The following is a 25,483-nucleotide window of genomic DNA, read 5'->3' as shown; positions in this document are numbered from 1 at the left end:
AGACCCGGAGGTCTTGCGTTCGCACCGTGGATCCGAGTGAGGTGTGATCATGACGTTCACCACCCGGCCCACGCTGCGGGGCACCTTCGGCATGGTCTCCTCGACGCACTGGCTCGCCAGCCAGTCGGCGATGGGCATCCTGGAACGCGGCGGCAACGCCTTCGACGCGGCGGTCGCCGCCGGATTCGTCCTGCACGTGGTCGAACCGCACCTCAACGGACCGGGCGGCGAGGTGCCGGCCATCGTGGCCACCGCGCAGGACCCCAGGCCGAAGGTGCTGTGCGGGCAGGGTCCCGCGCCGGCCGGCGCCACGATCGCGCACTTCCGGTCCCTCGGGATGGACCTCGTCCCGGGGGCCGGGCCGCTCGCGGCGGCCGTACCCGGCGCCGTGGACGCCTGGCTCCTGCTGCTGCGCGAGCACGGCACACGTACCCTCGCCGAGGTGCTGGAGCCGGCCATCGGCTACGCCGCCGCCGGACACCCGCTGGTGGGTCGGGTCGGTGCCACCGTGGCGGCCGTCCGGTCACTGTTCGAGGAGCACTGGCCCACCTCCGCCGCCCTCTGGCTGCGCGGCGGCCGGCCGCCGGCGGCGGGGGAGCTGGTCACCAACCCGGCGTACGCGGACACCCTGCGCCGGCTGGTCGAGGCGGGACAGGCGGCCGGCGGGGACCGGGAGGCGCAGATCGAGGCCGCGCGCCGGGCCTGGAGCACGGGTTTCGTGGCCGCGGCGATCGACGCGTTCAGCCGGCGGCCGTTCCAGGACTCCAGTGGACGGCCGCACGCCGGGCTGGTCACCGGCGACGACCTGGCGGCGTACTCGGCGACCTGGGAGGCGCCCGTCACCCTGGACTGGCACGGCTACTCGGTGGCGAAGACCGGTTTCTGGGGCCAGGGTCCGGTGTTGCTGGAGACGCTGGCCACCCTGGACGCGCTCGACGATCCCGGCGCGTACGACCCGGCGACCGCGGCGGGGGTGCACGCCCAGGTCGAGGCGCTCAAGCTCGCCTTCGCCGACCGGGAGGCCTGGTACGGCGACGGCGTCGACGTGCCCGGCGCGGCGCTGCTCTCCCGGGAGTACGCGCGCGAGCGGGCGGCGCTGATCGGTGCTCGCGCGTCGGCGGAGTTGCGGCCGGGGCGACCGGACGGTTCGCGGCCACGCCTGCCGGCCCACGTCCGACCCGACACCGTACGGCGAGCACCCGCGACGGATCCCACGACCGGGGAGCCGACCGTGCAGGCGGACGGGGTGACCCGTGGCGACACCTGCCACGTGGACGTCGTCGACCGCTGGGGCAACATGATCTCCGCGACCCCCAGTGGTGGCTGGTTGCAGAGTTCGCCGACCATTCCGGAACTCGGCTTCCCGCTGGGCAGCCGGTTGCAGATGTGCTGGCTGGAGGAGGGGCTCGCGTCCTCGTTGGCGCCGGGCCGTCGACCGCGTACGACGTTGAGCCCGACGATGGTGCACCGCGACGGCGAGCCGGTGCTGGCCTGCGGGACCCCCGGCGGTGACCAGCAGGACCAGTGGCAGGTGCCGTTCCTGCTGCGGCATCTCGTCGCCGGCCAGCCGCTTCAGGAGGCGATCGACGCGCCGGCGTGGCACACGCTGAGCCTGCCGGAGTCGTTCTATCCCCGCGAGATGGCGCCCGGCGTCCTGGTGGTGGAGGACCGGTTCGACGAGCGCGTGCGGGCGGCGCTGCGGGCGTACGGGCACGAGGTGCGGGTCACCGACGGGTGGAGCCTGGGTCGGCTCTGCGCGGTGACCCGCGATCCGGCGACGGGTGTGCTGTCCGCCGGCGCGAACCCCCGGGGGATGCAGGGCTACGCCTGCGGCCGTTAGGGCGTGGGTCAGACGCCGCGCGCGAACAGGGCGAGGCGTACCCGGTTGGGGCTGTCGGTCTTGGTCATCAGACTGGTGATGTGGGTCTTGACCGTGGTGACACCGATGTGCAGCCGGTCGGCGATCTCGGTGTTGGACAGGCCCTCGGCGACCAGGTCCAGCACGTCGTGTTCGCGGGCGGTCAGACCCGGCGCCTGCCGTGGTGTCTCGGGCCGGGCGTGCACCGCGCGCTGGACGAGACGCCGCAGCACCTCCGGGCTGAACGGGCTGTCACCGACGGCGGCCCGCCGGATGCCGTCGAGCAGTTCGGTCGGGGGCGCGTCCTTGAGCAGGAACCCGCAGGCTCCGGCGGTCAGGGCGGGGTAGAGGTGGTCGTCGTCGCCGAACGTGGTCAGCACCAGGATGCGGGTGCTGGGGCGGTCGGCGAGGATCCGGCTGGTCGCGGTGATCCCGTCGACACCGGGCATCCGCAGGTCCATGACGACGACGTCGGGCAGCAGCCGCCCGGCCAGCGGGATCGCCTCCCGGCCGTTGTCGGCCTCGCCGACGACCTCGATGTCGGGTTGGGCGTCGCAGAGCATCCGCAGCCCGGCGCGGATGAGGTGCTGGTCGTCGACCAGCAGCACCCGGATCACGCCGGCTCCGGCGCGGGCGCACCGGCGGGGGACGTGCGGTCCCGGGGCACCGTGGGGGCGGGCGGCTGGGCGCCGGAGGACGGGAGCACGGTACGCACCCGCCACCCCGTCGGGGTCGGGCCGGCCTCCAGCCGACCGCCGAGGACCTCGACGCGCTCGCGCATCCCGGTGATGCCGTGCCCGCCACCGGTCGGAGCGCCCACCGGCGTCCCACCGTGTCCGTTGTCGGTCACCTCCCAGTGCACGGCACCGTCGCGAACGGCGACCACGAGGTGCGCGAGCGCGGACGTCCCCGCGTGTTTGGCCACGTTTGTCAGCGCCTCCTGGGTCAGTCGCAGGACCGCCATGCCGCGGACCGCGTCGAGCGAACCGATCGCCGGGTCCAGGTCGGCGTCCACGGTGATGCCGGCGTGCCGGGCCCGGTCGATGGACGTGCCGATCGCCGCCGGCAGCGCGGAGGGTTCGATCGCGGTCAGCGCCGCGTCACCGCGTACTCCGTCGGGGTTGCGCAGCACCGCGACCAGCCGGCGCAGCTCCGCCAGGGCCGCGGTGCCGGTGCCGTGCACGTCGTCGAACACCTCGCCGACCCGGGGGTCCAGGTCGGTGAGCACGTGCCGGGCCACGCCGACCCGCAGGACCATCGACGCCACGTGGTGGGCGACGACGTCGTGCAGCTCGCGGGCGATGGCGGTGCGTTCGTCGGCGCGGGCCGCGCGGGTCTCCGACGCGTGCTGGCGCTGTTCGGCCACGGCGCGCTCGACGGCCTGTCGACTCAACTGGCGGTTGGCGCGGATGACGAGGCCGAGCAGCACCGGCACGCCAACCTCCAGGGCCAGTCCGACGACGCCGGAGGCGACCCGGTTGACCGGGGCGCCGATCGAGTCGGTCAGGTCGACCGCGACGAGCAACGCGGCGGACAGCCAGATGACCCGGGGGCGGTGCGCCCGCATGGTGACCTCGAGCAGCGCCCAACTGGCACCAACCTGGTTGATGGTGAAGTCCTCGACCAGGCTGAGCGCGACCGCCAGCAGGACGGTCTGGATCACCAGGTTGACCACCGGTCGACGGTGTGTCGCCAGGGCCACCGCGAACGCGAGCGCCGCGAGGATCCACTGTGTTGTGCTGGCGGCGCGGCCGTAGGGGACGAGGAGCAGGAAACCCAGCCCGCTGAGGTCGAGCAGCACCATCCGCACGAGCGTGTCGCGCATGTCGAACAGTCGCGCCGGCCATCCCACGGTGGTCAGCCTAGGTGCTGTGGGTCGGTGGCGGCAGCCGCCGGCCGCCGCCACCGGGGCCGGACCGCGAGGTACGCGGCCAGGCCCAGCGGTCCGAGCAGGATGGTCAGCAGCAGCACCGGAGCCATCACCAGCGCCGGCACCCCCCGTTCCCTGCTGTCCAACCACGCCCAGCGGCCGACGAACAGGTCGAACGCGATCATGTGCGCCCAGCCCGCCGCCGCCCCGGTGGAGGTGCCGAGCAGGTCACGCACCCCGTCCAGGGTCGGCGACCCCACGGCCGTCAGCACGTCGCCCATCGCCGGGATCACCAGCAGGGCGTAGATCACCACGACCGGCAGCACGATCAGCGGCGAGGCGATGATCCGGGCGGTCCACGACCAGCGCGGCAGCAGGATCATCAGCGCCCAGAACGGCGCGGCCACCGTGAACGTCAGGGAGAACAGCGTCTCGGTCATGCGACCAACGCCAGTTCCGGGCGGCGTCGGCCGGCCAGCACCAGCCCGCTGGCGGCCGACGTCGCGAGCACCAGGACCGCGACCGCGGCCAGCGTGCTGGCGTCCGGGCGCAGCAGCGGCTGTCCGCGCATCGCCTGCCAGGTCAACAACACGGTGAGTACGCCGTAGGCGCTGCCCGCGACGACCAGCAGGCGGACGTGGGTGCGTTGGTCCAGCCGCGTGGCGAACCGGGTCAGGAGGATCGCCAGGATCGGCAGCGCCTGGAGGGCGTGCAGCCCCACGAAGTGCCCGATCCGCAGGTCACCGCCGGTGGTGCTCCAACCGACGATCGGCAACCCCGGCCCGCCGTCGGGCACGCCGACGCTGTGCGCCCCGCCGATCCCTTCGATGCCCGGGTCCTGCATCGGCAGGATCATCGGTACCGCCGCGAGCATGCCCAGCAGGGACAGGCCGAGCCCCCACCGGACGGCGGTCGCGGCGGCCCGGTCGGGGATCCGCTGGATCAGGACGACGACCCCGATGACGAGGTGCGCGAAGAACAGAAACATGATCGCCAGGCCCGTCGACGCGGTCAGCACCGTGTTCAGGGGGGTGGTGACGTTGTAGTGGCTGGCCTCCCCGCGGAGCATCTGACCGACGATCCACGCGTTCTCGACGACCGCCACCGCGACGATGACGACGGCCGCCCTCTCGGTGGCCCGGCTGCGTCGGGGCAGCAGGGAGAGCATCCAGGCGAGCGTCGCGCCGTACAGCACGAAGGACACCCCGAACTTGAACGGCTTGAGCCAGATCGGAGCCCCGATGAGGACGCGCGAGTCGGCGAGAACGCCGACCGCGGCGATGACGGTGAGCACCGCCATCACGGAGACCAGGACCATCAGTGGGCGGTTCCAGTGCGTCGCCCGACGCAGCACGGTAGTCATGTCTGTAGATGCTCGCGGCCGGTGCGGTCGAAAGCGTCCGACCGCGAGCCCCGGTTGCGGCCGGCGGTCGGAGCGGGCCTCCTCCCTGGGTAGGAGGCGAAAACGGGCCTCGAACCTCCCCGCGCCGCGCCCAGATCCGCGAAACGGCAGTGATGTCGTCGCCATCCGAGTCCGTCAGGGCCGCAGCTTGCCGTCGTCGTCGAGAACAACTCTTGCCAGCCGCTCGGGGAACATGCGGCGCACACTCGCGGAGTATTCGCTGCCGTCGCCGGGCTGCGTTACGCGATCGCCGTCCACTCGCACCGGCACGGAGACGCTCCAACCGCCCTCGGACCCCGGGGCCGCATCGCAGTGCGCCCACGCAAACGAGGAAGAGCCGTCGCGCCCGAGTAGTCGGACCTTGCAGGTGCCTGGTCCGCCCAGCAGCTCGCCGGGCAGGAGCGTCGCGAGCCGCTTCTCCTCAGCCTGAACGTCAGCCGAGTTTCGATCCGGCAGCGGGTACGCCGCCTCGGAGCAGCCGGCGAGTAGCGCGATCGCCAGCCCGAGCCGGACGGCGTGTCGGCGAATCACCCGTGCAGCATCCCATCCGGTGGCCCGTGCACGCCATCACCGTCCGCTTTGCGATATGCCATCCGGGCACGTACGTCTGCTCGTTTCACGTAACGGTATGAAATTACCGCTTTAGGGTAAGACCGCCCTTCATGACTACATCCTCCGATAGCTTTCGAAGTAGAGGAAAACTCGTATTCCTCCCTTCGTGTGCGTAAAGGAGTTCAGTGATGAAGCGCAGCGTTGCGCTCGCGGCAGCCCTCCTGGCGGGTCTGACCAGCGTCGGATCAGCCCCCGGGACCGCTCTCGCCGACGGTGGTGGCCCCGGATACCACGACGACCGCAAGGGGGGTGAACACCACCACGGCGACGAGGGCGCGGTCTTCGTCCAGACCAACAAGGCCGAGGGCAACACCATCAAGGTGTACGACCGCGACGAGGACGGCCGTCTCACCAAGGCGGGCGAGTACGAGACCGGCGGGCTGGGCGGCTTCACCATCGGCGCGCCGCTCGACGCGCTGGCCTCGCAGGGCTCCCTGATCTACCACAAGGGGTTGCTCTTCGCCGTCAACGCCGGCAGCAACACCGTGACCGTCTTCGGTGTCGAGGGCACCAAGCTGCACAAGCTCCAGGTCATCTGGTCCGGGGGCCTGCTGCCGGTCAGCATCGCGGCCCGCGGCGACCTCGTCTACGTCCTCAACGCCGGTGGCGAGGGCTCGGTGCAGGGCTTCGAGCTGCACAAGGGCCGCCTGTCGCAGATCGAGGACGCCAACCGGTCGCTCGGGCTGCACAACGGCAACCCGCCCGCGTTCGGCACCGCCCCGGCGCAGGTCAAGATCGACCCGGACAGCGAGTTCGTCCTGGTGTCGACGAAGGGCGCCAACGTCATGTTCAGCTACGAGATCGGTCGCCACGGCGAGCTGGCCTCGAACCCCGTCATCAGCGACGCGGGGAACACCCCGTTCGGCTTCACCTTCGACAGCGAGGACTCGCTGCTGGTCACCGAGTCGGGTGCCAACGCGGTCAGCCGGTTCGAGCTGGAGGACGACGGCACGCTCGACCAGGTCGGACCGTCGGTGCCCAACGGTCAGCTGGCGCCGTGCTGGATCCAACGCGTCGGCGACTACTTCTTCGTCGCCAACGCCGGCAGCTCCACCATCAGCTCCTACCGGGTCAACGACGACGGCAAGCTCGAAATCGTCAAGAACGTCGCCGCCGACACCAACGGCGGGTCGATCGACATGACCACCAGCGACGGCTTCCTGTACGTCCAGAACGCCACCGCCGGCAACGTGCAGGGCTACGAGGTGAACGAGGACGGCTCGCTGAAGCTCGTCACCACCGTGGAGGGCCTGCCGAAGTTCGAGAACGGCATCGGCATGGAGGGCATCGCCGCCTCCTGAACGGCGTCACCCACTGGTCCCGGTCGCTCGCCGACCGGGACCAGTTCCGTGTGGTGCCCGCACCCGAGGGCCGCGCCCCGCCGAGGACCTGGCCCCGACGTCAGGAACCGACGGCCCGTCGGAGCACGGCAGCCAACTCCGCTGAGCGGTGGTCGGCCTCGACTCCCTCGACGAGGATCAACTCGCCCTCGAGATGCCTCGTCCGCAGGGGTTTGATCTCCTGGTACGCGGGCGAGTGGTACCAGGATCGGGCACTGGCCGAATCGGGAAACTCGACGATGACCAGGTCGCCCGACCACCCACCTTCGAGCACCTCGACAGACCCACCGTGGACGATGAACCGGCCACCGAAGGGCACCAGAGTGGCATCGATGCGCTCCAGGTATTCCAGCACCTCGGCATGGACGGGTGCCCGGCGCAGATGAGCAAGCGCGTACGCGGTCATGATTCTCCTTCGTTGCGGACGGGTCGTGGCCTTTCCGGAAATGATCGCGAGTGCCGGCGCTCGCTGTCGATTACGTCGCAGGTAATAGGGCGTAACCCGTTGTGGTCACTAGGGTCAGGGAGTGACGACCAGGACCAGGCCGGGCCGGGCGGTGGGGGAGCTGCTGCGCGACTGGCGTCGAGCCCGTGGGTTGAGTCAGCTCGACCTGTCGATCGGGGCGGGAGTGTCGGCCCGGCATCTGAGCTTCGTGGAGACTGGACGGTCCCGGCCAAGCCCGGACCTGATCCTGCGGCTGGCGGAGCAGCTCAACATGCCACTGGCGGAGCGCAACACGGTGCTGCTCGCCGGCGGATACGCCCCCGCCTATCCCAGCCAGGAGCTGAGCGACCCGGAACTCGCCCCGCTACGGGCCGCCGTACGGCAGATGCTCGACGGGCACAGCCCGTACCCCGCGGTACTCGTCGACCGGCACTGGCAGCTCGTCGAGGCCAACCCCGCCGTCGCCCTGTTCACCGACGGCGCGGCACCTCACCTGCTGACCCCACCGATCAACGTGCTGCGGCTCAGCCTGCACCCCGACGGGATGGCGTCAAGAATCATCAACCTGCCCGAGTGGCGGGCCCACCTGCTCGCCCGCCTGCGTCAGCAGGCCGAGATGACCACCGACCCGGTCCTGTCCGACCTGCTCGAAGAACTTCGCGGCTACCCCAGTGGCGACGACGTCGTGGCGCCCACCAGCGACGAACGGTCGCGTGTCGTCATACCACTGCGGTACCGCCACGGCGAGCGGGAGCTGTCCTTCATCAGCACCACCACCCTCTTCGGCACCCCGCTGGACGTCACCGTCGCCGGACTGGCCGTCGAGGCATTCTTCCCCGCCGATCCGGTGACCGCCGCCGCGCTGCACGCCCTCGGCACGCCCGGAGCCGGCACGCGCTGACCTCGACGCGTGTCGGGGTGTCCTGTCGGCACACGTCGGCCGGGGCGACTCCTCCCGCGTCCGCCATGCCGGCCGTGCCGCGGGCGTTTCAGAATGAACCTATCGGTCATATTTTCCGTGTTCCCGGTGAGGTCACCCCACCAGAGTCGCGGAGGCACGATGTCAACGGTTCGAACCGGTCCGGTCCTCGGACTGATCGTGCAGATCGCTCTGCTGGCGGTGCTTTCCGGCACGGTCGGTCTCGGCGCTGCGGGATGGGTGGCCGGCCTGGCGTACGGGGTGGGCCTGTGCGTCCTGCTCGGCCGGGGGATGTCCCGGTCGGCCGCGCGTGGTCTGAGCCCGGCGGACCGGGTGACCCTGAGCCGGGCGATCCTCGTCGGCGGCGTGACGGCCCTGGCCGCGGACGCGCTCACCCGGCCGGCGCCGATCGCGTTGATGGTCGCCCTGACCGCCGTGGCGCTGGCCCTCGACGCGGTGGACGGGTACACGGCCCGACGCACCGGGACCACGAGTGAGCTGGGCGCGCGCTTCGACATGGAGATCGACTCGTTCCTGGTGCTGGTGCTCTGCCTCCACGTCGCTCCGGCGGTCGGCGGCTGGGTGCTCGCGATCGGCGCGATGCGCTACGTCTTCGTCGCCGCGAGCTGGGTGCTGGGCTGGATGCGCGGGTCCCTGCCGCCGCGCTACTGGCGCAAGGTCGTCGCGGCGATCCAGGGCGTGGTGCTGCTGGTGGCCCTGGCGGACGCGCTGCCCGGACTGCTGACGACAGTGGTGTTGATGGCGTCGCTGGCGCTGCTGATCGAGTCGTTCGGCCGCGACGTCAGGTGGTTGTGGGTGACCCGGCACCGTCGCCGCACCCCGCTCCACAGCATCCTGGGCGTACCGGCCACGATGGTCCAGGTGAGCAGCCACCGCCCGACGGTTACCGCGACCCGCGGTGACATCGCCCGCGTCTGAGCCGCCCGTACACCGCACCGACCATGGAAGGATGCCCGGGTTGTCGCTCTTGACGCGAGTACGTGAGCTGCCGAGCCAGAGACGAGCGATGCGGGACGGGGTCCCGGGTGGCACCGCCGACGATGGCACCGCGGGCGCGGGTCGAGCGAGGCGTTCCGTCGCCGCCGGGCTGACGGCCGTCCTCGCCACGCTGCTCGTGCTGGTCGTCCTCACCATGCCGTACGACTTCGGCCGTCTCACCCCTGCCGCGTTCGTCCGGATCCCCCTGGAGGCGCTTCTGGTCGTGGCCCTCCTGCTCGCCCTGCCGCAGCGGGGCAGCCGACTGGTCGCCACCCTCGCCGGGGTGGCCCTCGGGCTGCTGGGCCTGCTGAAGTTGCTCGACCTGGGGTTCACGGCCGCGCTCAGTCGGGCGTTCGACCCGGTGCTCGACTGGGCGTTGCTCGACGAGGGGTTCGCCTTCCTCAGCGAGTCGTACGGCCGGCCCGCCGCGATCGGCGTCGCCGCCCTCCTGGCGGTGGTGCTCGTGGGACTGCCCGTCCTGGTGACGCTCTCGGTGCGGCGACTGCGACGGCTGGTGGTCGGGCACCGCACCGGCACCACCCGGGTGGTGGCCGCGCTCGTGGTCATCTGGGTGGCCTGCGCCGCGTTCGATGTGCGGGTGACGCCGGCCGTGCCGGTCGCCGACACGTCCGCGACGACCCTGGCCAACGGCCACGGCTTCCAGGTACGCCTGCGTCTGGACGACCGGAAGACGTTCTCCTCGCTGATCGAGGCCGACCCGTTCCGCGACACCCCGGGCGACCAGCTGTTGACCGCGCTGCGGGGCAAGAACGTGGTGGTCGCGTTCGTGGAGAGCTACGGCCGCGACGCCGTCGAGGACCCGGAGTTCGCGCCGCAGGTCGGTGCCGTCCTCGACGGCGGCACCAGCCGGCTGGGCGCGGCCGGCTTCGCCGCGCGGAGTGGCTTCCTCACCTCGCCGACGTTCGGTGGCGGCAGTTGGCTCGCGCACGACACGTTGCTCTCCGGCCTCTGGATCGACAACGACCAGCGTCACCGCACCCTGCTGGCGAGTGACCGGATGACCCTCAACGGCGCCTTCCGGCGGGCGAGTTGGCAGACCGTGGGAGTGATGCCCGCCGTCAGCAGGGCGTGGCCGGAGGGGTCGTTCTTCGGCTACCAGCGGTTCTACGACGCCAAGGCGCTCGCGTACCGTGGCCCGAAGTTCAGCTTCGGCACGATGCCGGACCAGTACACCCTGGCCAGTTGGCAGCGCCTGGAGCAGGCGAAGCCGGACGGCAACGTGATGACGGAGCTGGCGCTGGTGTCGAGCCACGCGCCCTGGACCCCCGTTCCGCCGATGCTCGACTGGGCCGCCGTCGGCGACGGGTCGGTCTACCGCGCCGCCGGCGCGGACGGGTCGGACGACGACCGGCGCCGGAACACCACCCAGATCCGGGCGGACTACCGCACGTCCATCGAGTACACGCTGAGCACGCTCATCTCCTACGTGCAGACCTACGGAGACGACGACCTCGTGTTCGTCTTCCTCGGCGACCACCAGCCCGCCGCGGTCGTCACCGGTGAGGACGCCAGCCACGACGTCCCGATCACGATCATCACGAAGGACCGGGCCGTGCTGGACCGGATCTCCGGGTGGGGTTGGCAGGACGGCCTCAAGCCGGGACCGCAGGCGCCGGTCTGGCGGATGGACACCTTCCGGGACCGGTTCCTGACCGCCTTCGGACCGTGACCCGGCCCCCGTCGCACCCCACCAACGGACTGGACCCAGACGCATGACGGCTACCACCGACACCAGGATCGCCGCGCTCCGGAGCGATCCGGCGATGTCCCCGCTGCACCGCTCGCTGGACGTCTACTACGGCGATCCCGAACGCGACGCGCGGATGGACGCCTTCTACTCCCGGTTCGTCACCGGTGGGGATCTCGTCTTCGACATCGGCTCCCACGTGGGTGACCACATCGGCAGCTTCCGCCGACTCGGAGCCCGGGTCGTCGCCGTGGAGCCGCAGCCGCTGTGCCTGCGCGCCCTGCGGGCGATCTACGCCGACGACGATCAGGTGAGGCTCGTCGACGCCGCGTGTGGCGCGGCCCCCGGCCGTACCCGGTTGCACCTGAACTCCACCAACCCCACCGTGTCGACCGCCTCGCCCGAGTTCGTGCGGGCGGCCCGGGGCGCGGGCGGGTGGGAGGGCGAGGTGTGGGACTCGGTCATCGAGGTCCCGGTGGTCACCGTCGACGCCCTGATCGACGAGTACGGCACGCCACGCTTCACCAAGATCGACGTGGAGGGTTTCGAGGACGAGGTGCTGGCCGGCCTGAGTGGGCCACTGCCGGCGCTCTCGTTCGAATTCACCACCATCGCGCGCGCGGTCGCCGGTCGGTGTCTCGATCGCCTGACCGTGCTCGGCTTCGACGGCTTCGACGTCGCGCTGGGCGACGACAAGTCGATGACTTTCCAGAGCTGGGTAAGCGCGTACGACATGGCCGCGCACCTCGCCGCGCTGCCGCATTCCGCGAACTCCGGCGACGTCTACTGCGTATCCCTCGGCAGGAAGACCATCGCCACGCCGTAGCCGAGCGCGACGCCACATTACGCGTAGGGCCAGCGGCGGAGACCCCATCACCAGACCGTGCCGCGCCGCCGAGGGTTTGTCGACGACGGTTCTTCCGGCGCGCACCAGATCGCGTACCCTCCGCGGATGGACCTCGATGATCTTCCACTCGCCGAGTTCGCGTTTCCGGGGCCGCTGCGGGACACGCTGGTCGCCGCGATCCTCACTGGCGCGAAGACCTCGACGACCGGCCTGCTGGTCGGTTACGAGTGCGCGAACGAGCCGCTGCCCGAGGTGGGCCAACTGTCCGCCGTGGTGGACTCCGCCGGTCGGCGGGTCGCGGTCATCGAGTTGACCGACGTACGGGTGGTTCGGCTCGCGGACGTCGACCTGGCACACGCCCTGGCCGAGGGCGAGGGCGACGAGTCGGTGGCGCAGTGGCGGGCGGGGCACGAGACGTTCTGGCACAGCGCGGAGGTGCGCGAGGAACTGGGCAATCCCGACTTCACGGTCGACGACGACACCCTGGTCGTGACCGAGCGTTTCCGGCTGGTGCGCGTCGTCTGAGCACCAATGCCCACCGTGGACCGTCGGTAGCGGACCACACCGTCGTGCAAGGTCACCTATGCTCGGCGCGTGATTTCCCCGGCACTGGAGATTCGCGGCCTGGTGAAGACCTTCGGGGCGCATCGCGCGGTGGACGACATCGACCTGACGGTCCACTCGGGCACGTTCCACGGCATCGTCGGTCCCAACGGTGCGGGCAAGTCCACCACCATCGGAATGGCCGTCGGGCTGGTCACTCCGGACGCCGGTGAGATCCGCATCCTCGGGCACGACGCGCTGCGCGACCGCGGCCTGACCCGGGCGCTGACCGGGGTGTTGCCCGACGGCCTCGACTTCCCGGAACGCCTCACCGGCGCCGAACTGCTGCGCTACAGCGCCGGCCTGCGGGGGCTGCACCGCGTCGCGGCCACCGAACGCGCCGCCGAGCTGATCGAGGTGCTCGGCCTGGCCAAGGGCGCCGGCACACCACTCGCCGACTGCTCGACCGGCACCCGCAAGAAGCTCGGCCTCGCCCAGGCGCTGCTGCACGCCCCCCGGCTGCTCGTGCTCGACGAACCGTTCGAGGCGGTCGACCCGGTCTCCGCGGCCACCATCCGCCGGGTGCTGCGCCGGTTCGTGGGCGGCGGCGGCACCTGCGTGCTGTCCACCCACTCGATGCTGCTGGTCGAGCAGATGTGCGACGAGGTCACCGTGATCCATCAGGGCCGGGTCGCCGCCGCTGGGCCGGTCGCCGAGGTCGCCGCCGGCGGCAGCCTGGAGGAACGGTTCGTCGAGTTGGTCGGCGCCGACGCCTCCGGCAGCGCCGGCCTGGACTGGCTGACCGAGGCACGATGAGCGCGCAACCGCACGCCGGCGCCCTGCACACGATCGCGGTGCCGGCCCGGATGCGCGCGGCCATGCTGCGTCGCTCGCTGCGCGAGCATCCGGGACCCACGGTGGCCGGCCTGGCGGGTCTGCTCGCCGCCGTCTGGCTGATCCGGTACGCGCTGCGCGGTGACCAGCACACCCTCGCCCTGCTCGTCGGGGCGTGGGTGCTCGGCTGGATCGTGCTGCCGCTGCTGCTCGGCGGCGGGCGCGGCCGGGTCCGCCCAGCTCACCTACGGTTGGAGCCGATCGGTGGCCTCCCGGCCGCCACCGGTCTGCTCGCCGCGTCGGCGATCGGCATCGGCCCGGCCGTCTCACTCGTGGCGCTCGCCGCGCTGCCGGTGCACGCCGCTCGGCACGGCCTCGTCGCGGTCCTCGTCGCCGCCGTCGGCGCGGTGCTGCTCTGGTTGCTCGGGCTGATCGGTTCGGCGATCGCACTGGAGATCGTCGGCCACGCCGGCGGTCCGGCCGGGGCGCTGCTCACCGGCATCCTCACCGGCACGGCGATGGGTGTCGCCGGGTCGCTCTGGGCGGTCTTCCCCTGGGTGTCGGTCCTGCTCGTCGGGGCGCCGGACGAGGTCGTCCGGGCCATGGGGTATGTGCCGAGTGCCTGGCCGGTCGCCGCCGCTTCCGGACCAACCGGGCAGGGGGTGCGCCTGATGGCGACCCTGGTGGGCATCGTGGCGCTCTGCGCCGCCGCGTACCTCCTGCTCGTGCGAAGGGTGATCACCACGGGCGTGCCGTTCCGGCCGCGCGGGACCACCGCGTTCCCGCCCGTGCGGCGCGACGGCGGTGAGCCGGCCGCGCGGCGCGCGACCACGGCGGCGTCACCGGCCGGAGACGGGCGTCCCGGGCGCGGCTGGCGGGCGTGGGTGCCGGCCGCGACGCGGGCGGTCGTGGGCCGTGAGGTACGGGCCTGGATGCGGCATCCGCTGCGGTTGCAGTATCTGGCGTTCGCGGTGGTGTACGGCGCGCTGCTCGCCGGGCTGCCGCTGCTGTCCGACGTGTACCTGCTGCTGCCGTGGGCCGGGTCGCTCGCCGTGCTCGGCGCGGCGGCGATGTCGGCGGGACTGGTCGGACTGGACGGCACCGCGTTGTGGCTGCCGCTCACCACACCTGGCGGCGAACGGGCCGAGGTCCGCGGTCGGGCCCTGGCCTGGCTGATGCTGATCACCCCGATCGGGGTGCTGCTCGCCGTCGTCGGTGTGCTCCTCGCGCCCGACGTCGACCCGCTGGCCGCGCTCTCCACCCTGCCGGCTCTGCTCGGCGCGGGCGCATCGGTGCCGGTGTGGGTGTCGCTGCTGCGGGTGCGGCCGGTAGCCGACCCACGGCACCCCACCTCGGCCGACAACCCCACCGACATCGTCAGCGTGCTGGTCGCCACCGGGTCCGGGATGGTGGCCGCCGCGCCGGTGCTCGCCCTGGTGATCTGGGGTCCGCCGGAGGTGGCGCCGCTGCTGCCCCTGGTCGGGCTGCTCGGCGGCGCCGCGGCCTGGTGGGGCGGCATCTGGTTGGCCGACGAACGCCTCACCCAGCGCGGAACCGACGTGCTCGCCGCGGCCGGCCAGCGGAGCCGACCCGCGGAGACGGTGCTCCCGCTGAACTGGGACGCGCAGTGGTACCGGGAGAACACCGCGACCGCGTGGGCACTCGGACTGCTCACGGTGGGGTGGATCCCGGTGATCCCGCAGGGGGTGATGCCGTTGGCGTTCGGGATCGACAGCGGGTGGATCGTGGCCGGTCACCTCAGCGGGAGCGCGCACACGGCGGCGGGGTTGGCGATGGTCGGGCTGGGCGTCGCGATGCTGCTCACCGGCCTGGTGCTGTGGGACCGCCGGCCGCGGCCGGGCCGCTCGTGATCGCCACCGTATCTTCTAGTCATGAGAATGGATGCCGCCTCGGCGTACGTGGTCCGGCGGAGCCGGCTCCGGACCGGACTGACGTTGGCGCTGTACAGCCTGTTACCGGTCACGGCCATCGTGGTCGGCCTGCAGGACCTGCGCGTCCGCTTTCTGTTCGTCATCCTCGGCGTGCTGTTCGAGGTCATCTTCGTCAGCATGGGGCTTCGTCGCGTGCGGAGCGCGATGCGGCGGGAGCTGCTCTTCGCCATTGACGAGCAGGGCGTCTATCTGGGTCCGGATGACTTCGGCCGGCCGGCGATGCGCGAGAAGTGGTCCAACATCGACGCGATCGTCTACTTCCACGGTCGGGTGTGGACGACCCGTAATCTGCCACCCATGACCCGTCACGTGGGCATCGTCCAGGGTGGCAGAATCGTCGCCTCCCGGGGGAGGGGCGGCTGGTGGCTGAACGTCCGGCGCGCCTCCGCGGCCGCTGCTCGGTTCGGCGGGGGAACGCCGGTGCTCAAGGCGCCGTTCTACGGCCAGATATCGCGGGAGTGGTTCCACACCATCCCCTTGCCGCCGAACTGGCTCGCCACCCACGCCGGATCTCGCAACAGGTGACTCCGAGCGCGACCCGCCCGGCGTGAGCTGATGTGTCTCTAGGGGAGTGCGACTACAGCATTTCGACGGGGACCAGATTGAGGCCGTCGACCCCGTCGAGTGTCATCAGGTGTGATACCCCGGAGCCCTTGCCATTCAGGGGATGCGCGAACCGCCACGACTCGTGCGGTATCAGCGCCTTGAGCTGCGTGGTCAGGTCACCCTTGCCCTGGCACCGCTTGCGCAGGCGCTCGTACGCGGCGGAACGGTCCTCGAACCCGACCGACGTCGCGTGTGGCAGTGCCCGGACGGCGTCGTGGATGGTGGCTCGTTGGTCGCTTGTCGCCGAGGTCTTCAACCGGACGATGACCCCGATCCGGGAGGGCCGAGGATCGGCGTCCGCCATCCGGAACGACACCCCGTCGACACCGTCGGCCTCGGCCATCACCAACTCGATCGCCTCGGCGATCAGAGAGTCGGTGACGGTGGCGTGCACCAGCTCGGGCGCGTACTCCGGCTTGAGATCCGCCAGCAGGTCGGGCTGGTCCTGGAAATCGGCCTTGGACCGCTCGTACACCTGGTCGCGGGTTTCGAGAGCCACGCCCTGCACGCTCGGCATCGACCGGAGTCGCTGCTGCACGGCGTCTCTCTGTGTCGCCGTCGCGTCGTTGTCCAGGAAGACGGTCAACGCGACGTCCCCGGAGTCGTCGGGCTTACCGGTGCAGGTCGACAGGACCAGGAGGAGCGTGAGTGCCAGGGACCGTGCCACGCGACGCATGGGGCCGATGGTAGGTGATCGTGAAGCGCCACAGGCGCCCACGCGACGTGGTCAGGGACTCAGTCGAGCACTCCGGCCTGGTGGGCGAGGATCGCCGCCTGGACCCGGTTGGTCAGGCCCAGCTTCGCCAGGATCCGGCTGATGTGGGTCTTCACCGTCGCCTCGCTCAGGTAGAGCTCGGCCGCGATAGCGGTGTTGGACAGGCCGCCGCCGACGGCGACCAGGACCTCTCGTTCCCGCTCGGTGAGCACCGTGAGTCGTTGTTCGGCGTTGCTGCGCCGATCGGGGGTCGGGCCGGAGAACTGGCGGAGCAGTCTGCGGGTGACCCGCGGGGAGATCATCGCGTCACCGCGCGCCGCGCTCCGCACCGCGTTGATCATGTCTTCGGCGGTGGCGTCCTTCAGCAGGAAACCGACGGCGCCGGAGCGAAGCGCCGTGTGCACGTACTCGTCGAGATCGAACGTGGTGAGCACGACGACGTGGGGCGGCCGGTCGAGCCGGGCGATCCGCTCGGTCGCGGTGAGCCCGTCGGTCCGCGGCATGCGGATGTCCATGAGGACGACGTCGGGCCGCAGCGTCCGTGCCAGCTCGACCGCCTGGGACCCGTCGGACGCCTCTCCCACCACCGTGATGTCCGCGGCCGCGTCGAGGATGGTGCGCAGCGTCGAGCGCACCATCCACTCGTCGTCGACGATCAACGTCCTAGTCGGTGCGGTCATGATCCTTCCCGGCTGCGATGGGTATCTCGGCGACCAGGCTGAATCCGCCGTCGGGGGTCGGATCCGAGGTCAGTTTCCCGCCGATCAGGTGGACGCGTTCGGCGAGGCCGAGGAGCCCGTGGCCGCCGACCGGCAGGGGCGGGGCGGTGGCCGGCCGTCCGCGCCCATTCCTGATCGTCACCCGCAGCGACTGCTGTGTCTGCCGGATGCATATCCGGGTTCGGGCGCCTGGCGCGTGTTTGTGCACGTTGGTCAGGGACTCCTGCACGATGCGGTAGGCGGCATGCTCGATGAGCAGCGGTAGGCGTTCCCCGGTCACGTTCCCCACCTCCAGGGTGACCGGTACGCCGAGCCGGCGGGAATCCTCGACAAGCGCATCCAGCTCGGCCAGGCCGGGCTGCGGGGCGAGTGGCGCGGCGTCAGCACCGCGCAGGATTCCCACCAGGGTGCGCAGTTCGGCAAGCGCCTCCCGCCCAATCGCCGCGATCTGCCGTCCCCGGGCCACCGCGTCCCGGCCCCTGGCCGACTCCAGTGCGGTGGCCTGAAGCACGATGAGCGCCACCCGGTGGGCGACGACGTCGTGCATGTCACGGGCGATGTTGGCGCGTTCGTCGCTGCGGGCCTGGACCACCCGCTGGTGCTGCTCGCGTTCGAGCCGCTCGGCCCGTTCCCGCATCCGCTCGATCAGCTCCCGCCGGGTCCCGACGTAGAGGCCGAGCAACGCTGGCGCGACGCAGATGGCAACGCTGAGCGGGATCGCCCCATCGGCACCGGAGTACCGCCAGATCGGGATGCCGACCAGGACCACCGAGACCAGGACGCTGGCGGCGACCTTCGGCCATGCCGTGGTGCGCTCGGCCAGCGTGTAGAGCGCGAGCAGGACCGTCACGTGGGCCGACACGAGAAAGGTCGCACCCAGGGAGCAGGCCAGCAACAGCACCGGGGTCTGGCGCCGCCGCCAGGTCAGCAGCCCGACCGCGAGGCCGAGGGGGATGCCGAGCCACAGCGGAGGATAGCGGGGCCTGAAGCCGGCGATGGTGGGGCCGAAGAAATCTGTCCCGAACTCCCCGGTCGCCACGAGCACCGCGATGGCGCACGCCGCCAACGCGTCGATCAGCGGCTGGTGGCGGGACCAGCGCACCACCTGGTCCAGGAGACGCGACGTCATGATGGTGCCAGCGTAGGGCCGATCGACCGGCGCAGGCGTCGGTCGAAAGTTGTACACCGCCCCCGTTGGTCATCGCCGATGGACTGACCCGTTCCATCAGATCCGCCGACGCCCCGACCTGCCCGCCCCGGCGAGGGTGGGGGCATGGCCAGACCACGTCTCAATCCGCGAACAACGCAGCTCGTCTTCGGTGTCTTCGCCGTCACCGCGGGTGCCTTGATCGCGCTGCGTCCCGACCCACCGCACCCGCACTTCACGACCGCGGGGACGTACGGTTACGCGCTTGCCGCGGTGCTGTCGTTCGGCGGCTGGCTCGCGCTCGGGCGCCCCGCACTCGCCGCCCGTACCCGCCAGGTGCTGATCGTCTTCCACCTGCTCTTCGTACCGGCGCAGTTCCTGTTCCTGTTCGCCCACGACACGCCGTGGCTCGGCATGGCGCTGTCCTCGGCGATCGTGGGTGGTCTGAAGCCGCGCTTTCCCCGGCTGGGTCGGATGGCGCGGAAGGTGTGGCTGACGCTGCACGTCGGCATCGGGGTCGGCTGGCTGGGCATCGCGACGGGCATGCTGCTGCTGGCGATCATCGGGGCGACGGCCGACAGCCACGAGCTGCAGCACGGGGCCTACCTGTTGCTGAGCAAGTTTGATGTCTTCCTGGCGATTCCGAGTGCATTGCTGACGATCATCATCGGTGTCGTGGTTTCGCTCGGCACCCCGTGGGGCCTGCTCAAGCACAGGTGGGTGCTGGCCAAGCTGGTCATCGCGCTCGCCATACCTCTCCTGGCGGGCGCCGAGGGCCCCTGGATCGAGGAGCTTGAGGCCCGCGGCGCAGCGGGACTGATCGAGCCCGGCACCACGGGGATGCTGCTCGTCGGCGCCATGGGGCTGTTCACCGTCCTGCTGTGGACCGCGACGATCCTCTCCGTCGTCAAGCCCGGCGGGCGTACCCGGTGGGGCCGCCGCACGGAGGAGCGCCGGCCCGCCCCGAACGCCGAGGCCGCGCGTCCGGTCGCTGCCGGCACCGTTGCCCCGTCCTCCCGATGACCCGGATTCGTCCTCGACGCGTGCGAACGCAACACGTCCCAGAAGGAGAAGAAAGTCCATGACCAGTGCGTACGCCATCGAGGTTGCGGCGCTGACGAAGACGTTCGGCACGCTCAGAGCCGTCGACGGCCTGAGCTTCACCGCCGAGTACGGCAGCGTGGTCGGCTTCATCGGCCCCAACGGCGCGGGCAAGACCACCACCATGCGCTCGCTCGTCGGGCACATCCGGCCGGACAGCGGCCGGGCACACGTCGCCGGACGCCCCTACCGGGAGTTGGCCGACCCGTTGGGCACCGTCGGCACCGTGCTGGAGGCCGGCGCCGTGCACCCGGGCCGCAGCGGCCGCAACCATCTGCGGATCCTGGCCCGCCAGGCCGGGCTCTCCAAGCGGCGGGTCGAGGAGGTCATCGACGACGTCGGCTTGGAGAGCGCTGCCGGCCGCCGGGCGGGCGGCTACTCGCTCGGCATGCGTCAGCGGCTCGCCCTGGCAGCGGCCCTGCTCGGCGACCCGGCGATCCTGATAGTCGACGAGCCCGCCAACGGGCTGGACCCCGAGGGCGTCCGCTGGCTGCGCGAGTTCCTCCGTGGCCTCGCCGCCGAGGGCCGTGCCGTGCTGGTGTCCAGTCACGGGCTGGCCGAGCTCGCGCTGATGGTCGACAAGGCGGTCGTGGTCGGGCACGGCCAGCTCATCGCCCAGGAGACGCTGGCCGGGCTGAGAAAGCTCGCCGGCGACCCGACGGTGCGGATCAGTGTCCCCGAGCCGGACCGTCTCGCCGGTCTGCTGGCCGCACGGGGCCACCAGGTGCTCGAACGCACCGGGACCACCCTCACCGTCGCCGGAGACGACCCGCGCGCCGTCGGCCGGGTCGCCTTCGACAACGGCATCGGCGTGGACCGCCTTCTCGTAACTGAGCCCTCGCTGGAAGAGGCCTACTTCCGCCTCACCCGTGGAAAGGAATCGATCCGATGATCGCACTGACCCGCGCCGAGCTGATGAAACTCCGTACCGTGCGGTCGACCTGGGCGGTGCTCCTCGTCCTTCCGGTCGTGGCCTTCATCAGCCTGCTGGATGTCGCACTCGACCAGGTGGAGGACAACACGAGCGTCGTCGACTTCATGGACGTCTCGCTCGTCGTGGTGGGCGTGGTCGTGGCCGCCCTGGCCGCGGCCGTGGTCGGCAGTGAGTTCGTCCGCCGGACGGTGGGCCTCGACTACCTGGCAGTGCCGCGGCGCTTCCCCGTGCTCGGCGCCAAGGTGTCGGCGTTCGCCTGCGTCGGCGCCGTCCTCGGGCTGCTGTCCACGCTGCTGGCGACCGCTGTCGTCACACCGATCGCCATGGGTCGGGACGTCGTCCTCGACGGACCGGGCGAGGCCGTCCTTCGCATCCTGGCCGTGACGGCGGCGATCAGCGTGCTCGGCGCGCTCGGCGCCGCCATCGGGGTGCTGGTGCCCCAGCCGGCCATCGCCGTCGCGGCCGTCATCGGATGGCAGTTCGTCGAGATGCTCCTCGGGTTCGCCTTCGGTATCGGCGACTACCTGCCGATCGGCCTCGTCACGAAAGTCGCTCATCTGGGCGGCACGGTGGCGTTGCCGGTGGCGTTCGGACTCCTGTTCCTGTACGCCGCGAGCGCCGTGGGCGTCGCCCTGCTCGTCGCGAGGCGCCGCGACCTCACCTGAACGGAGTTGGTGTTTCGTAACCTGGATCCGCCAGACTGCGCGGTATGGGAGATCGTTGGCGTCGGTGGGCGTGGGTCGGGGTGCTCGTCGTCGGGCTGGTTCTTTACCTGGCGGTGCTGCGGACGCTGGTCAGCACCAAGAATCCGAACTTCGTTCCGGCGCTCATCCTGCTCGGCGCGACGCTTGTGCCGTTGACGTTCCTGACGTTCGCGCAGGCGCGTACCGGTCGGTGGCAGGTGCCGGCGTCGGTACTGGTGACGTCGGCGTTCTTCGGCGGGGTGATCGGCACGGTGGTCGCCGGCACGCTGGAGTACGACACCCTGCGCGGCCTCGGCGCCCTGCCCATGCTGTTCGTGGCGTTGATCGAGGAGTCGGCGAAGCTGATCGTCCCGGTGGTGCTGCTGTTCACGGTGGTGGCCCAGCATCGGCGTCGGGTGCCCTCGGACGGGTTGATCATCGGTATCGCCGCCGGCATGGGATTCGCCGCGCTGGAGACGATGGGGTACGCCTTCACCGCGCTGCTGAGTTCGCAGGGCAACATCGGCGCGGTGGAGCAGACCCTGTTCATCCGTGGCCTGACCGCGCCCGCCGGGCACACCGCGTGGACCGGGCTGACCGCCGGCGCGCTGTGGGCGCTGTTGGCCAGCCCGAGCGTCGGCCGGCTCTTCGGCTTCCTCGGCACGTTCCTGGGTGTCGTCGTTCTGCACACCCTGTGGGACACGTTCTCCGGTTCACTGGTCTTCGTCGTGCTGGCGATCATCAGCATCGGCTGGCTGCTCTGGGAGCTGCGCCGCTACCGGGCCTTCGGTGACCACCGGGTTGGGCAGCTCCAGCCGAACTGACCCTCGCCGTACACCACCATGCCTTTCCCGGCCTGCTTGCGAGGGCCGGGGAAGGCATGACTGTTGGTGATCTCGCTGCGATCGGGTCGGTGCCTCGTCTACTGTCAGGCTGTTCACATTTGGTGTGATTAGTCGGGAAGGTGTGGCGATGGGGGTGCGGACCTGGATCGAGGGCTGGCCGGTCTACCGCCAGCTCACCGGCACCGACCCGCTCGGCCGGGGTACGGCGGCCGAGTCCGACGGATCCCGGGCGCTCACCGCCCGCACCGACACCGCCGACTCGATGGCCCGGTCCGTCTGCCCGTACTGCGCCGTCGGCTGCGGCCAGCGGGTGTACGTCAAGGACGGCCAGGTCAGCCAGATCGAGGGCGATCCGGACAGCCCGATCTCGCGGGGTCGGCTCTGCCCGAAGGGCTCGGCCAGCAGGAGCCTGGTGACCAGCCCGCTGCGGCAGACGACGGTCCGCTACCGCCGGCCGTACGGCACCGAGTGGGAGGACCTCGACCTTGACACGGCGATGAACATGATCGCCGATCGGGTCCTGGCCGCCCGGGACGAGACCTGGGAGGACGTCGACGTCGAGGGTCGGCCGCTGAACCGGACGCTGGGGTTCTCCAGCCTGGGTGGGGCGACGCTGGACAACGAGGAGAACTACCTCATCAAGAAGTTGTTCACCGCGATGGGGGCTCTCCAGATCGAGAACCAGGCCCGTATTTGACACTCCGCCACCGTCCCCGGTCTGGGGACCAGCTTCGGTCGCGGCGGCGCCACCCAGTTCCAGCAGGACCTGTCGAACTCCGACGTGATCGTCATCCAGGGTTCGAACATGGCCGAGGCGCACCCGGTGGGCTTCCAGTGGGTGATGGAGGCCAAGCGTCGGGGCGCGAAGGTGTTCCACGTCGACCCACGGTTCACCCGTACCAGCGCGCTGGCTGACTCGTACCTGCCGATCCGGGCCGGCACCGACATCGCCCTGCTCGGCGGGGTGATCCGCTACATTCTCGACAACGAGCTGGACTTCCGGGAGTACGTCGTCGCCTACACCAACGCGGCGACGATCGTGACCGACGAGTTCGCCGACACCGAGGACATGCACGGGCTCTTCTCCGGCTTCAACGACGACAACGCCACCTACGACCAGGCCAGTTGGCGGTACGAGGGACACCGTCAGACCCAGACGACCCGCGACAGCGAGACGCAGCGGGAGACCGCGGCCGGGCTGGAGAACGAGTCGCACGGCGCACCGGTCGGTGGGCAGACCGAACGCGACGAGACGTTGCAGGACCCGCGCTGCGTCTACCAGATCCTCAAGCGGCACTACTCCCGCTACACCCCGGAGATGGTGGAACGGGTCTGCGGCATCCCGCAGGACAAGTTCCTCGAACTGGCCCAGGCGTGGACGGAGAACTCCGGCCGCGACCGCACCGGCATGCTCGTCTACTCCGTCGGGTGGACGCAGCACAGCGTGGGTGTGCAGTACATCCGCACCGGCGCGATCATCCAGCTGCTGCTCGGCAACGTGGGCCGTCCGGGTGGCGGGGTGATGGCGCTGCGGGGGCACGCCAGCATTCAGGGCTCGACGGACATTCCGACGCTGTTCAACCTGCTGCCCGGATACCTGCCGATGCCGCACCACGCCAACCACCCGACCCTGGCCAAGTGGGTGGACAGCATCGCGCACCCCGGGCAGAAGGGCTTCTGGGGCAACGCCCGCACCTACGGCGTCAACCTGCTCAAGGCGTACTGGGGTGACGCGGCCACCGCCGACAACGACTACTGCTACGGCTACCTGCCGCGGATGACCGGCGACCACGGCACGTACCAGCAGGTGCTCGACATGATCGACGGGAAGATCAAGGGGTACTTCCTGCTGGGTCAGAACCCGGCGGTCGGCTCGGCGCACGGTCGCGCGCAGCGCCTCGGCATGGCTAACCTGGACTGGTTGGTGGTCCGGGACCTGTTCGAGATCGAGAGCGCCACGTTCTGGAAGAACGCTCCGGAGATCGAGACCGGCGAGATCATGACGGGGGAGTGCCGGACCGAGGTGTTCTTCCTGCCCGCCGCCTCGCACGTGGAGAAGGAGGGCACGTTCACCCAGACGCAGCGGCTGTTGCAGTGGCGGGAGAAGGCCGTCGAGCCGCCGGGCGACGCCCGCTCCGAGCTGTGGTTCTTCTACCACCTCGGGCGGATCGTCCGGGAACGGCTGGCGACGTCGACGAAGCTGCGCGACCGTGCCCTGCTCGACCTCAACTGGAACTACCCCACGCACGGTCCGCACGCGGAGCCGAGCGCCGAGTCGGTGCTCTACGAGATCAACGGGTACGACGTGGCGACCGGCCGGCCCCTGTCGTCCTTCACCGAGATGAAGGACGACGGCTCCACCGCGGGCGGTTGCTGGATCTACACCGGGGTGTACGCCGACGGCGTCAACCAGGCCGCCCGCCGCAAACCCGGCGCGGAACAGTCCCTGGTGGCCCCGGAGTGGGGGTGGGCGTGGCCGGCGAACCGGCGCATCCTCTACAACCGTGCGTCCGCCGACCCGGACGGCAACCCGTGGAGTGAGCGCAAACGTTACGTGTGGTGGGACGCGGAGAAGGGCGAGTGGACCGGTTACGACGTGCCGGACTTCGAGAAGACCAAACCGCCGTCGTACCGACCGGCCAAGGACGCCTCGGGTGTGGCGGGCATCGCCGGCGACGACCCGTTCATCCTCCAGGGTGACGGCAAGGGCTGGCTGTACGCGCCCACCGGGGTGCTCGACGGACCCATGCCCACCCACTACGAGCCGGTGGAGTCGCCGGTGCGTAACCCGCTCTACCGGCAGCAGGCCAACCCGACCCGCAAGGTCTACACGCACCCGATCAACACGCTCAACCCGAGCCCACCGGAACCACACAGCCAGGTGTTCCCGTACGTGTTCACGGTCAGCCGGCTCACCGAGCACCACACCGCCGGTGGGATGAGTCGGACCGTCCGGACGCTTGCCGAGCTGCAACCGGAGATGTTCGTCGAGGTGTCACCGGAGCTGGCGGTCGAGCGCGGGCTCACCCACCTGGGGTGGGCGCACCTGGTGACCGCCCGCGCCGCCATCGAGGCGAAGGTGTTGGTGACCGACCGGCTCACCCCGCTGCGGGTGGACGGTCGGATCATCCACCAGGTGTGGTTGCCGTACCACTTCGGTTTCGAGGGTCTGGTGACCGGCGACTCCGCCAACGACCTGTTCGGGATCAGTCTGGATCCGAACGTCCTGATCCAGGAGAGCAAGGTCGGCACCTGCGACATCCAGCCGGGGCGACGCCCCCGGGGACTCCAGCTCCAGGAACTCGTCGTCGACTACCGGCGGCGCTCCGGGGACCTCAACCCGCACTACCCACCGCAGGTCACGACCGACTCCGCCGACGGCGGCCCGGACCAGGAGGTCTGAC

23 protein-coding genes and 1 pseudogene are annotated in these 25,483 nt (G+C 70.8%); 15 read left to right on the top strand and 9 right to left on the bottom strand.

All coding sequences use genetic code 11. The features are described 5' to 3' along the window. The first annotated feature begins 49 nt into the window (after positions 1-49). The gene (locus AB0A90_RS20160) at positions 50-1,840 is read left to right on the top strand and encodes a gamma-glutamyltransferase family protein (protein ID WP_357249866.1); all 1,791 of its coding nucleotides are present in this window, start codon (positions 50-52) and stop codon (positions 1,838-1,840) included. 8 nt (positions 1,841-1,848) lie between these two features. Here the strand turns inward: AB0A90_RS20160 and AB0A90_RS20155 are convergent, their stop codons facing one another. The 5 genes from AB0A90_RS20155 to AB0A90_RS20135 form a co-directional block, all read right to left on the bottom strand. Beyond that, positions 1,849-2,475, bottom strand: coding sequence for a response regulator transcription factor (locus AB0A90_RS20155; RefSeq protein ID WP_357249863.1), 627 nt, complete (start codon positions 2,473-2,475; stop codon positions 1,849-1,851). Next, entirely contained in the window at positions 2,472-3,710 is a 1,239-nt protein-coding gene (locus AB0A90_RS20150; RefSeq protein WP_357249860.1) for a histidine kinase, read from the bottom strand. The genes AB0A90_RS20155 and AB0A90_RS20150 overlap by 4 nt, the downstream gene beginning before the upstream one ends. A 5-nt stretch (positions 3,711-3,715) precedes the next feature. After that, complete coding sequence (locus AB0A90_RS20145; protein ID WP_357249857.1) at positions 3,716-4,168, bottom strand: ABA4-like family protein; 453 nt, start codon at positions 4,166-4,168, stop codon at positions 3,716-3,718. Then, positions 4,165-5,091, bottom strand: coding sequence for a hypothetical protein (locus AB0A90_RS20140; protein WP_357249854.1), 927 nt, complete (start codon positions 5,089-5,091; stop codon positions 4,165-4,167). The genes AB0A90_RS20145 and AB0A90_RS20140 overlap by 4 nt, the downstream gene beginning before the upstream one ends. Positions 5,092-5,265: 174 nt before the next feature. Beyond that, positions 5,266-5,661 (bottom strand): hypothetical protein, encoded by a 396-nt coding sequence (locus AB0A90_RS20135; RefSeq protein ID WP_357249851.1) that lies wholly within the window; start codon positions 5,659-5,661, stop codon positions 5,266-5,268. 209 nt (positions 5,662-5,870) lie between these two features. Between AB0A90_RS20135 and AB0A90_RS20130 the strand changes: the two genes are divergently transcribed. Beyond that, on the top strand, positions 5,871-7,043 hold the full coding sequence (locus AB0A90_RS20130) for a beta-propeller fold lactonase family protein (protein ID WP_357249848.1): 1,173 nt from the start codon (positions 5,871-5,873) through the stop codon (positions 7,041-7,043). A 100-nt stretch (positions 7,044-7,143) separates the two neighbouring features. Here AB0A90_RS20130 and AB0A90_RS20125 read toward each other — a convergent pair whose 3' ends face one another. Next, complete coding sequence (locus AB0A90_RS20125; RefSeq protein ID WP_357249845.1) at positions 7,144-7,488, bottom strand: DUF1330 domain-containing protein; 345 nt, start codon at positions 7,486-7,488, stop codon at positions 7,144-7,146. A 121-nt stretch (positions 7,489-7,609) separates the two neighbouring features. On the opposite strand from AB0A90_RS20125, the gene AB0A90_RS20120 reads away from it, so the two are divergent. The 8 genes and pseudogenes from AB0A90_RS20120 to AB0A90_RS20085 all read left to right on the top strand — a co-directional run bounded on the left by AB0A90_RS20120 (position 7,610) and on the right by AB0A90_RS20085 (position 15,854). After that, positions 7,610-8,428 carry a helix-turn-helix transcriptional regulator gene (locus AB0A90_RS20120; RefSeq protein WP_357249842.1) on the top strand — a complete coding sequence of 273 codons (819 nt, stop codon included), beginning with the start codon at positions 7,610-7,612 and terminating at the stop codon, positions 8,426-8,428. 159 nt (positions 8,429-8,587) lie between these two features. Continuing rightward, positions 8,588-9,262, top strand: a pseudogene (locus tag AB0A90_RS20115) (CDP-alcohol phosphatidyltransferase family protein); the annotation flags it as partial. 211 nt (positions 9,263-9,473) lie between these two features. Further along, the gene (locus AB0A90_RS20110) at positions 9,474-11,135 is read left to right on the top strand and encodes a sulfatase-like hydrolase/transferase (RefSeq protein ID WP_357249839.1); all 1,662 of its coding nucleotides are present in this window, start codon (positions 9,474-9,476) and stop codon (positions 11,133-11,135) included. 43 nt (positions 11,136-11,178) lie between these two features. Beyond that, positions 11,179-11,979: an FkbM family methyltransferase gene (locus AB0A90_RS20105; protein ID WP_357249836.1), complete on the top strand. Its 801-nt coding sequence runs from the start codon at positions 11,179-11,181 to the stop codon at positions 11,977-11,979. A 126-nt stretch (positions 11,980-12,105) separates the two neighbouring features. Next, positions 12,106-12,525: an ASCH domain-containing protein gene (locus AB0A90_RS20100; RefSeq protein WP_357249833.1), complete on the top strand. Its 420-nt coding sequence runs from the start codon at positions 12,106-12,108 to the stop codon at positions 12,523-12,525. Between the two features lie 69 nt (positions 12,526-12,594). Then, positions 12,595-13,359: an ABC transporter ATP-binding protein gene (locus AB0A90_RS20095; protein ID WP_357249830.1), complete on the top strand. Its 765-nt coding sequence runs from the start codon at positions 12,595-12,597 to the stop codon at positions 13,357-13,359. Continuing rightward, positions 13,356-15,248: a hypothetical protein gene (locus AB0A90_RS20090; RefSeq protein ID WP_357249828.1), complete on the top strand. Its 1,893-nt coding sequence runs from the start codon at positions 13,356-13,358 to the stop codon at positions 15,246-15,248. The genes AB0A90_RS20095 and AB0A90_RS20090 overlap by 4 nt, the downstream gene beginning before the upstream one ends. 21 nt (positions 15,249-15,269) lie before the next feature. Continuing rightward, entirely contained in the window at positions 15,270-15,854 is a 585-nt protein-coding gene (locus AB0A90_RS20085) for a hypothetical protein (RefSeq protein WP_357249825.1), read from the top strand. 52 nt (positions 15,855-15,906) lie between these two features. Here AB0A90_RS20085 and AB0A90_RS20080 read toward each other — a convergent pair whose 3' ends face one another. From AB0A90_RS20080 to AB0A90_RS20070, 3 genes are read right to left on the bottom strand one after another with little or no spacing between them, the layout of a single operon-like run. Continuing rightward, positions 15,907-16,611 carry a permease-like cell division protein FtsX gene (locus AB0A90_RS20080; RefSeq protein ID WP_357249822.1) on the bottom strand — a complete coding sequence of 235 codons (705 nt, stop codon included), beginning with the start codon at positions 16,609-16,611 and terminating at the stop codon, positions 15,907-15,909. A gap of 59 nt (positions 16,612-16,670) precedes the next feature. Further along, positions 16,671-17,330, bottom strand: a complete 660-nt coding sequence (locus tag AB0A90_RS20075; RefSeq protein ID WP_357249819.1) for a response regulator transcription factor — start codon at positions 17,328-17,330, stop codon at positions 16,671-16,673. Further along, positions 17,314-18,498: a histidine kinase gene (locus AB0A90_RS20070; RefSeq protein WP_357249816.1), complete on the bottom strand. Its 1,185-nt coding sequence runs from the start codon at positions 18,496-18,498 to the stop codon at positions 17,314-17,316. Before AB0A90_RS20070 ends, AB0A90_RS20075 begins: the two co-directional genes overlap by 17 nt. Before the next feature lie 144 nt (positions 18,499-18,642). On the opposite strand from AB0A90_RS20070, the gene AB0A90_RS20065 reads away from it, so the two are divergent. From AB0A90_RS20065 to fdh, 5 genes are all read left to right on the top strand, one after another. Continuing rightward, complete coding sequence (locus AB0A90_RS20065; RefSeq protein ID WP_357249813.1) at positions 18,643-19,539, top strand: hypothetical protein; 897 nt, start codon at positions 18,643-18,645, stop codon at positions 19,537-19,539. A gap of 58 nt (positions 19,540-19,597) precedes the next feature. Beyond that, positions 19,598-20,509: an ATP-binding cassette domain-containing protein gene (locus tag AB0A90_RS20060; RefSeq protein ID WP_357249811.1), complete on the top strand. Its 912-nt coding sequence runs from the start codon at positions 19,598-19,600 to the stop codon at positions 20,507-20,509. Continuing rightward, positions 20,506-21,216 (top strand): hypothetical protein, encoded by a 711-nt coding sequence (locus AB0A90_RS20055; protein ID WP_357249808.1) that lies wholly within the window; start codon positions 20,506-20,508, stop codon positions 21,214-21,216. The genes AB0A90_RS20060 and AB0A90_RS20055 overlap by 4 nt, the downstream gene beginning before the upstream one ends. A 44-nt stretch (positions 21,217-21,260) precedes the next feature. After that, complete coding sequence (locus tag AB0A90_RS20050; RefSeq protein ID WP_357249805.1) at positions 21,261-22,058, top strand: PrsW family intramembrane metalloprotease; 798 nt, start codon at positions 21,261-21,263, stop codon at positions 22,056-22,058. A gap of 148 nt (positions 22,059-22,206) precedes the next feature. Continuing rightward, positions 22,207-25,482 carry a formate dehydrogenase gene (fdh, locus tag AB0A90_RS20045; protein ID WP_357249802.1) on the top strand — a complete coding sequence of 1,092 codons (3,276 nt, stop codon included), beginning with the start codon at positions 22,207-22,209 and terminating at the stop codon, positions 25,480-25,482. Position 25,483 lies beyond the last annotated feature (1 nt).

Origin of the sequence: Micromonospora sp. NPDC049204, assembly GCF_040647935.1 — a bacterium.
In the GTDB taxonomy this organism is placed as follows: domain Bacteria; phylum Actinomycetota; class Actinomycetes; order Mycobacteriales; family Micromonosporaceae; genus Micromonospora.
Note: the sequence above shows the minus strand (reverse complement) of the source record. Positions and strands in the feature narration are given on the sequence as shown.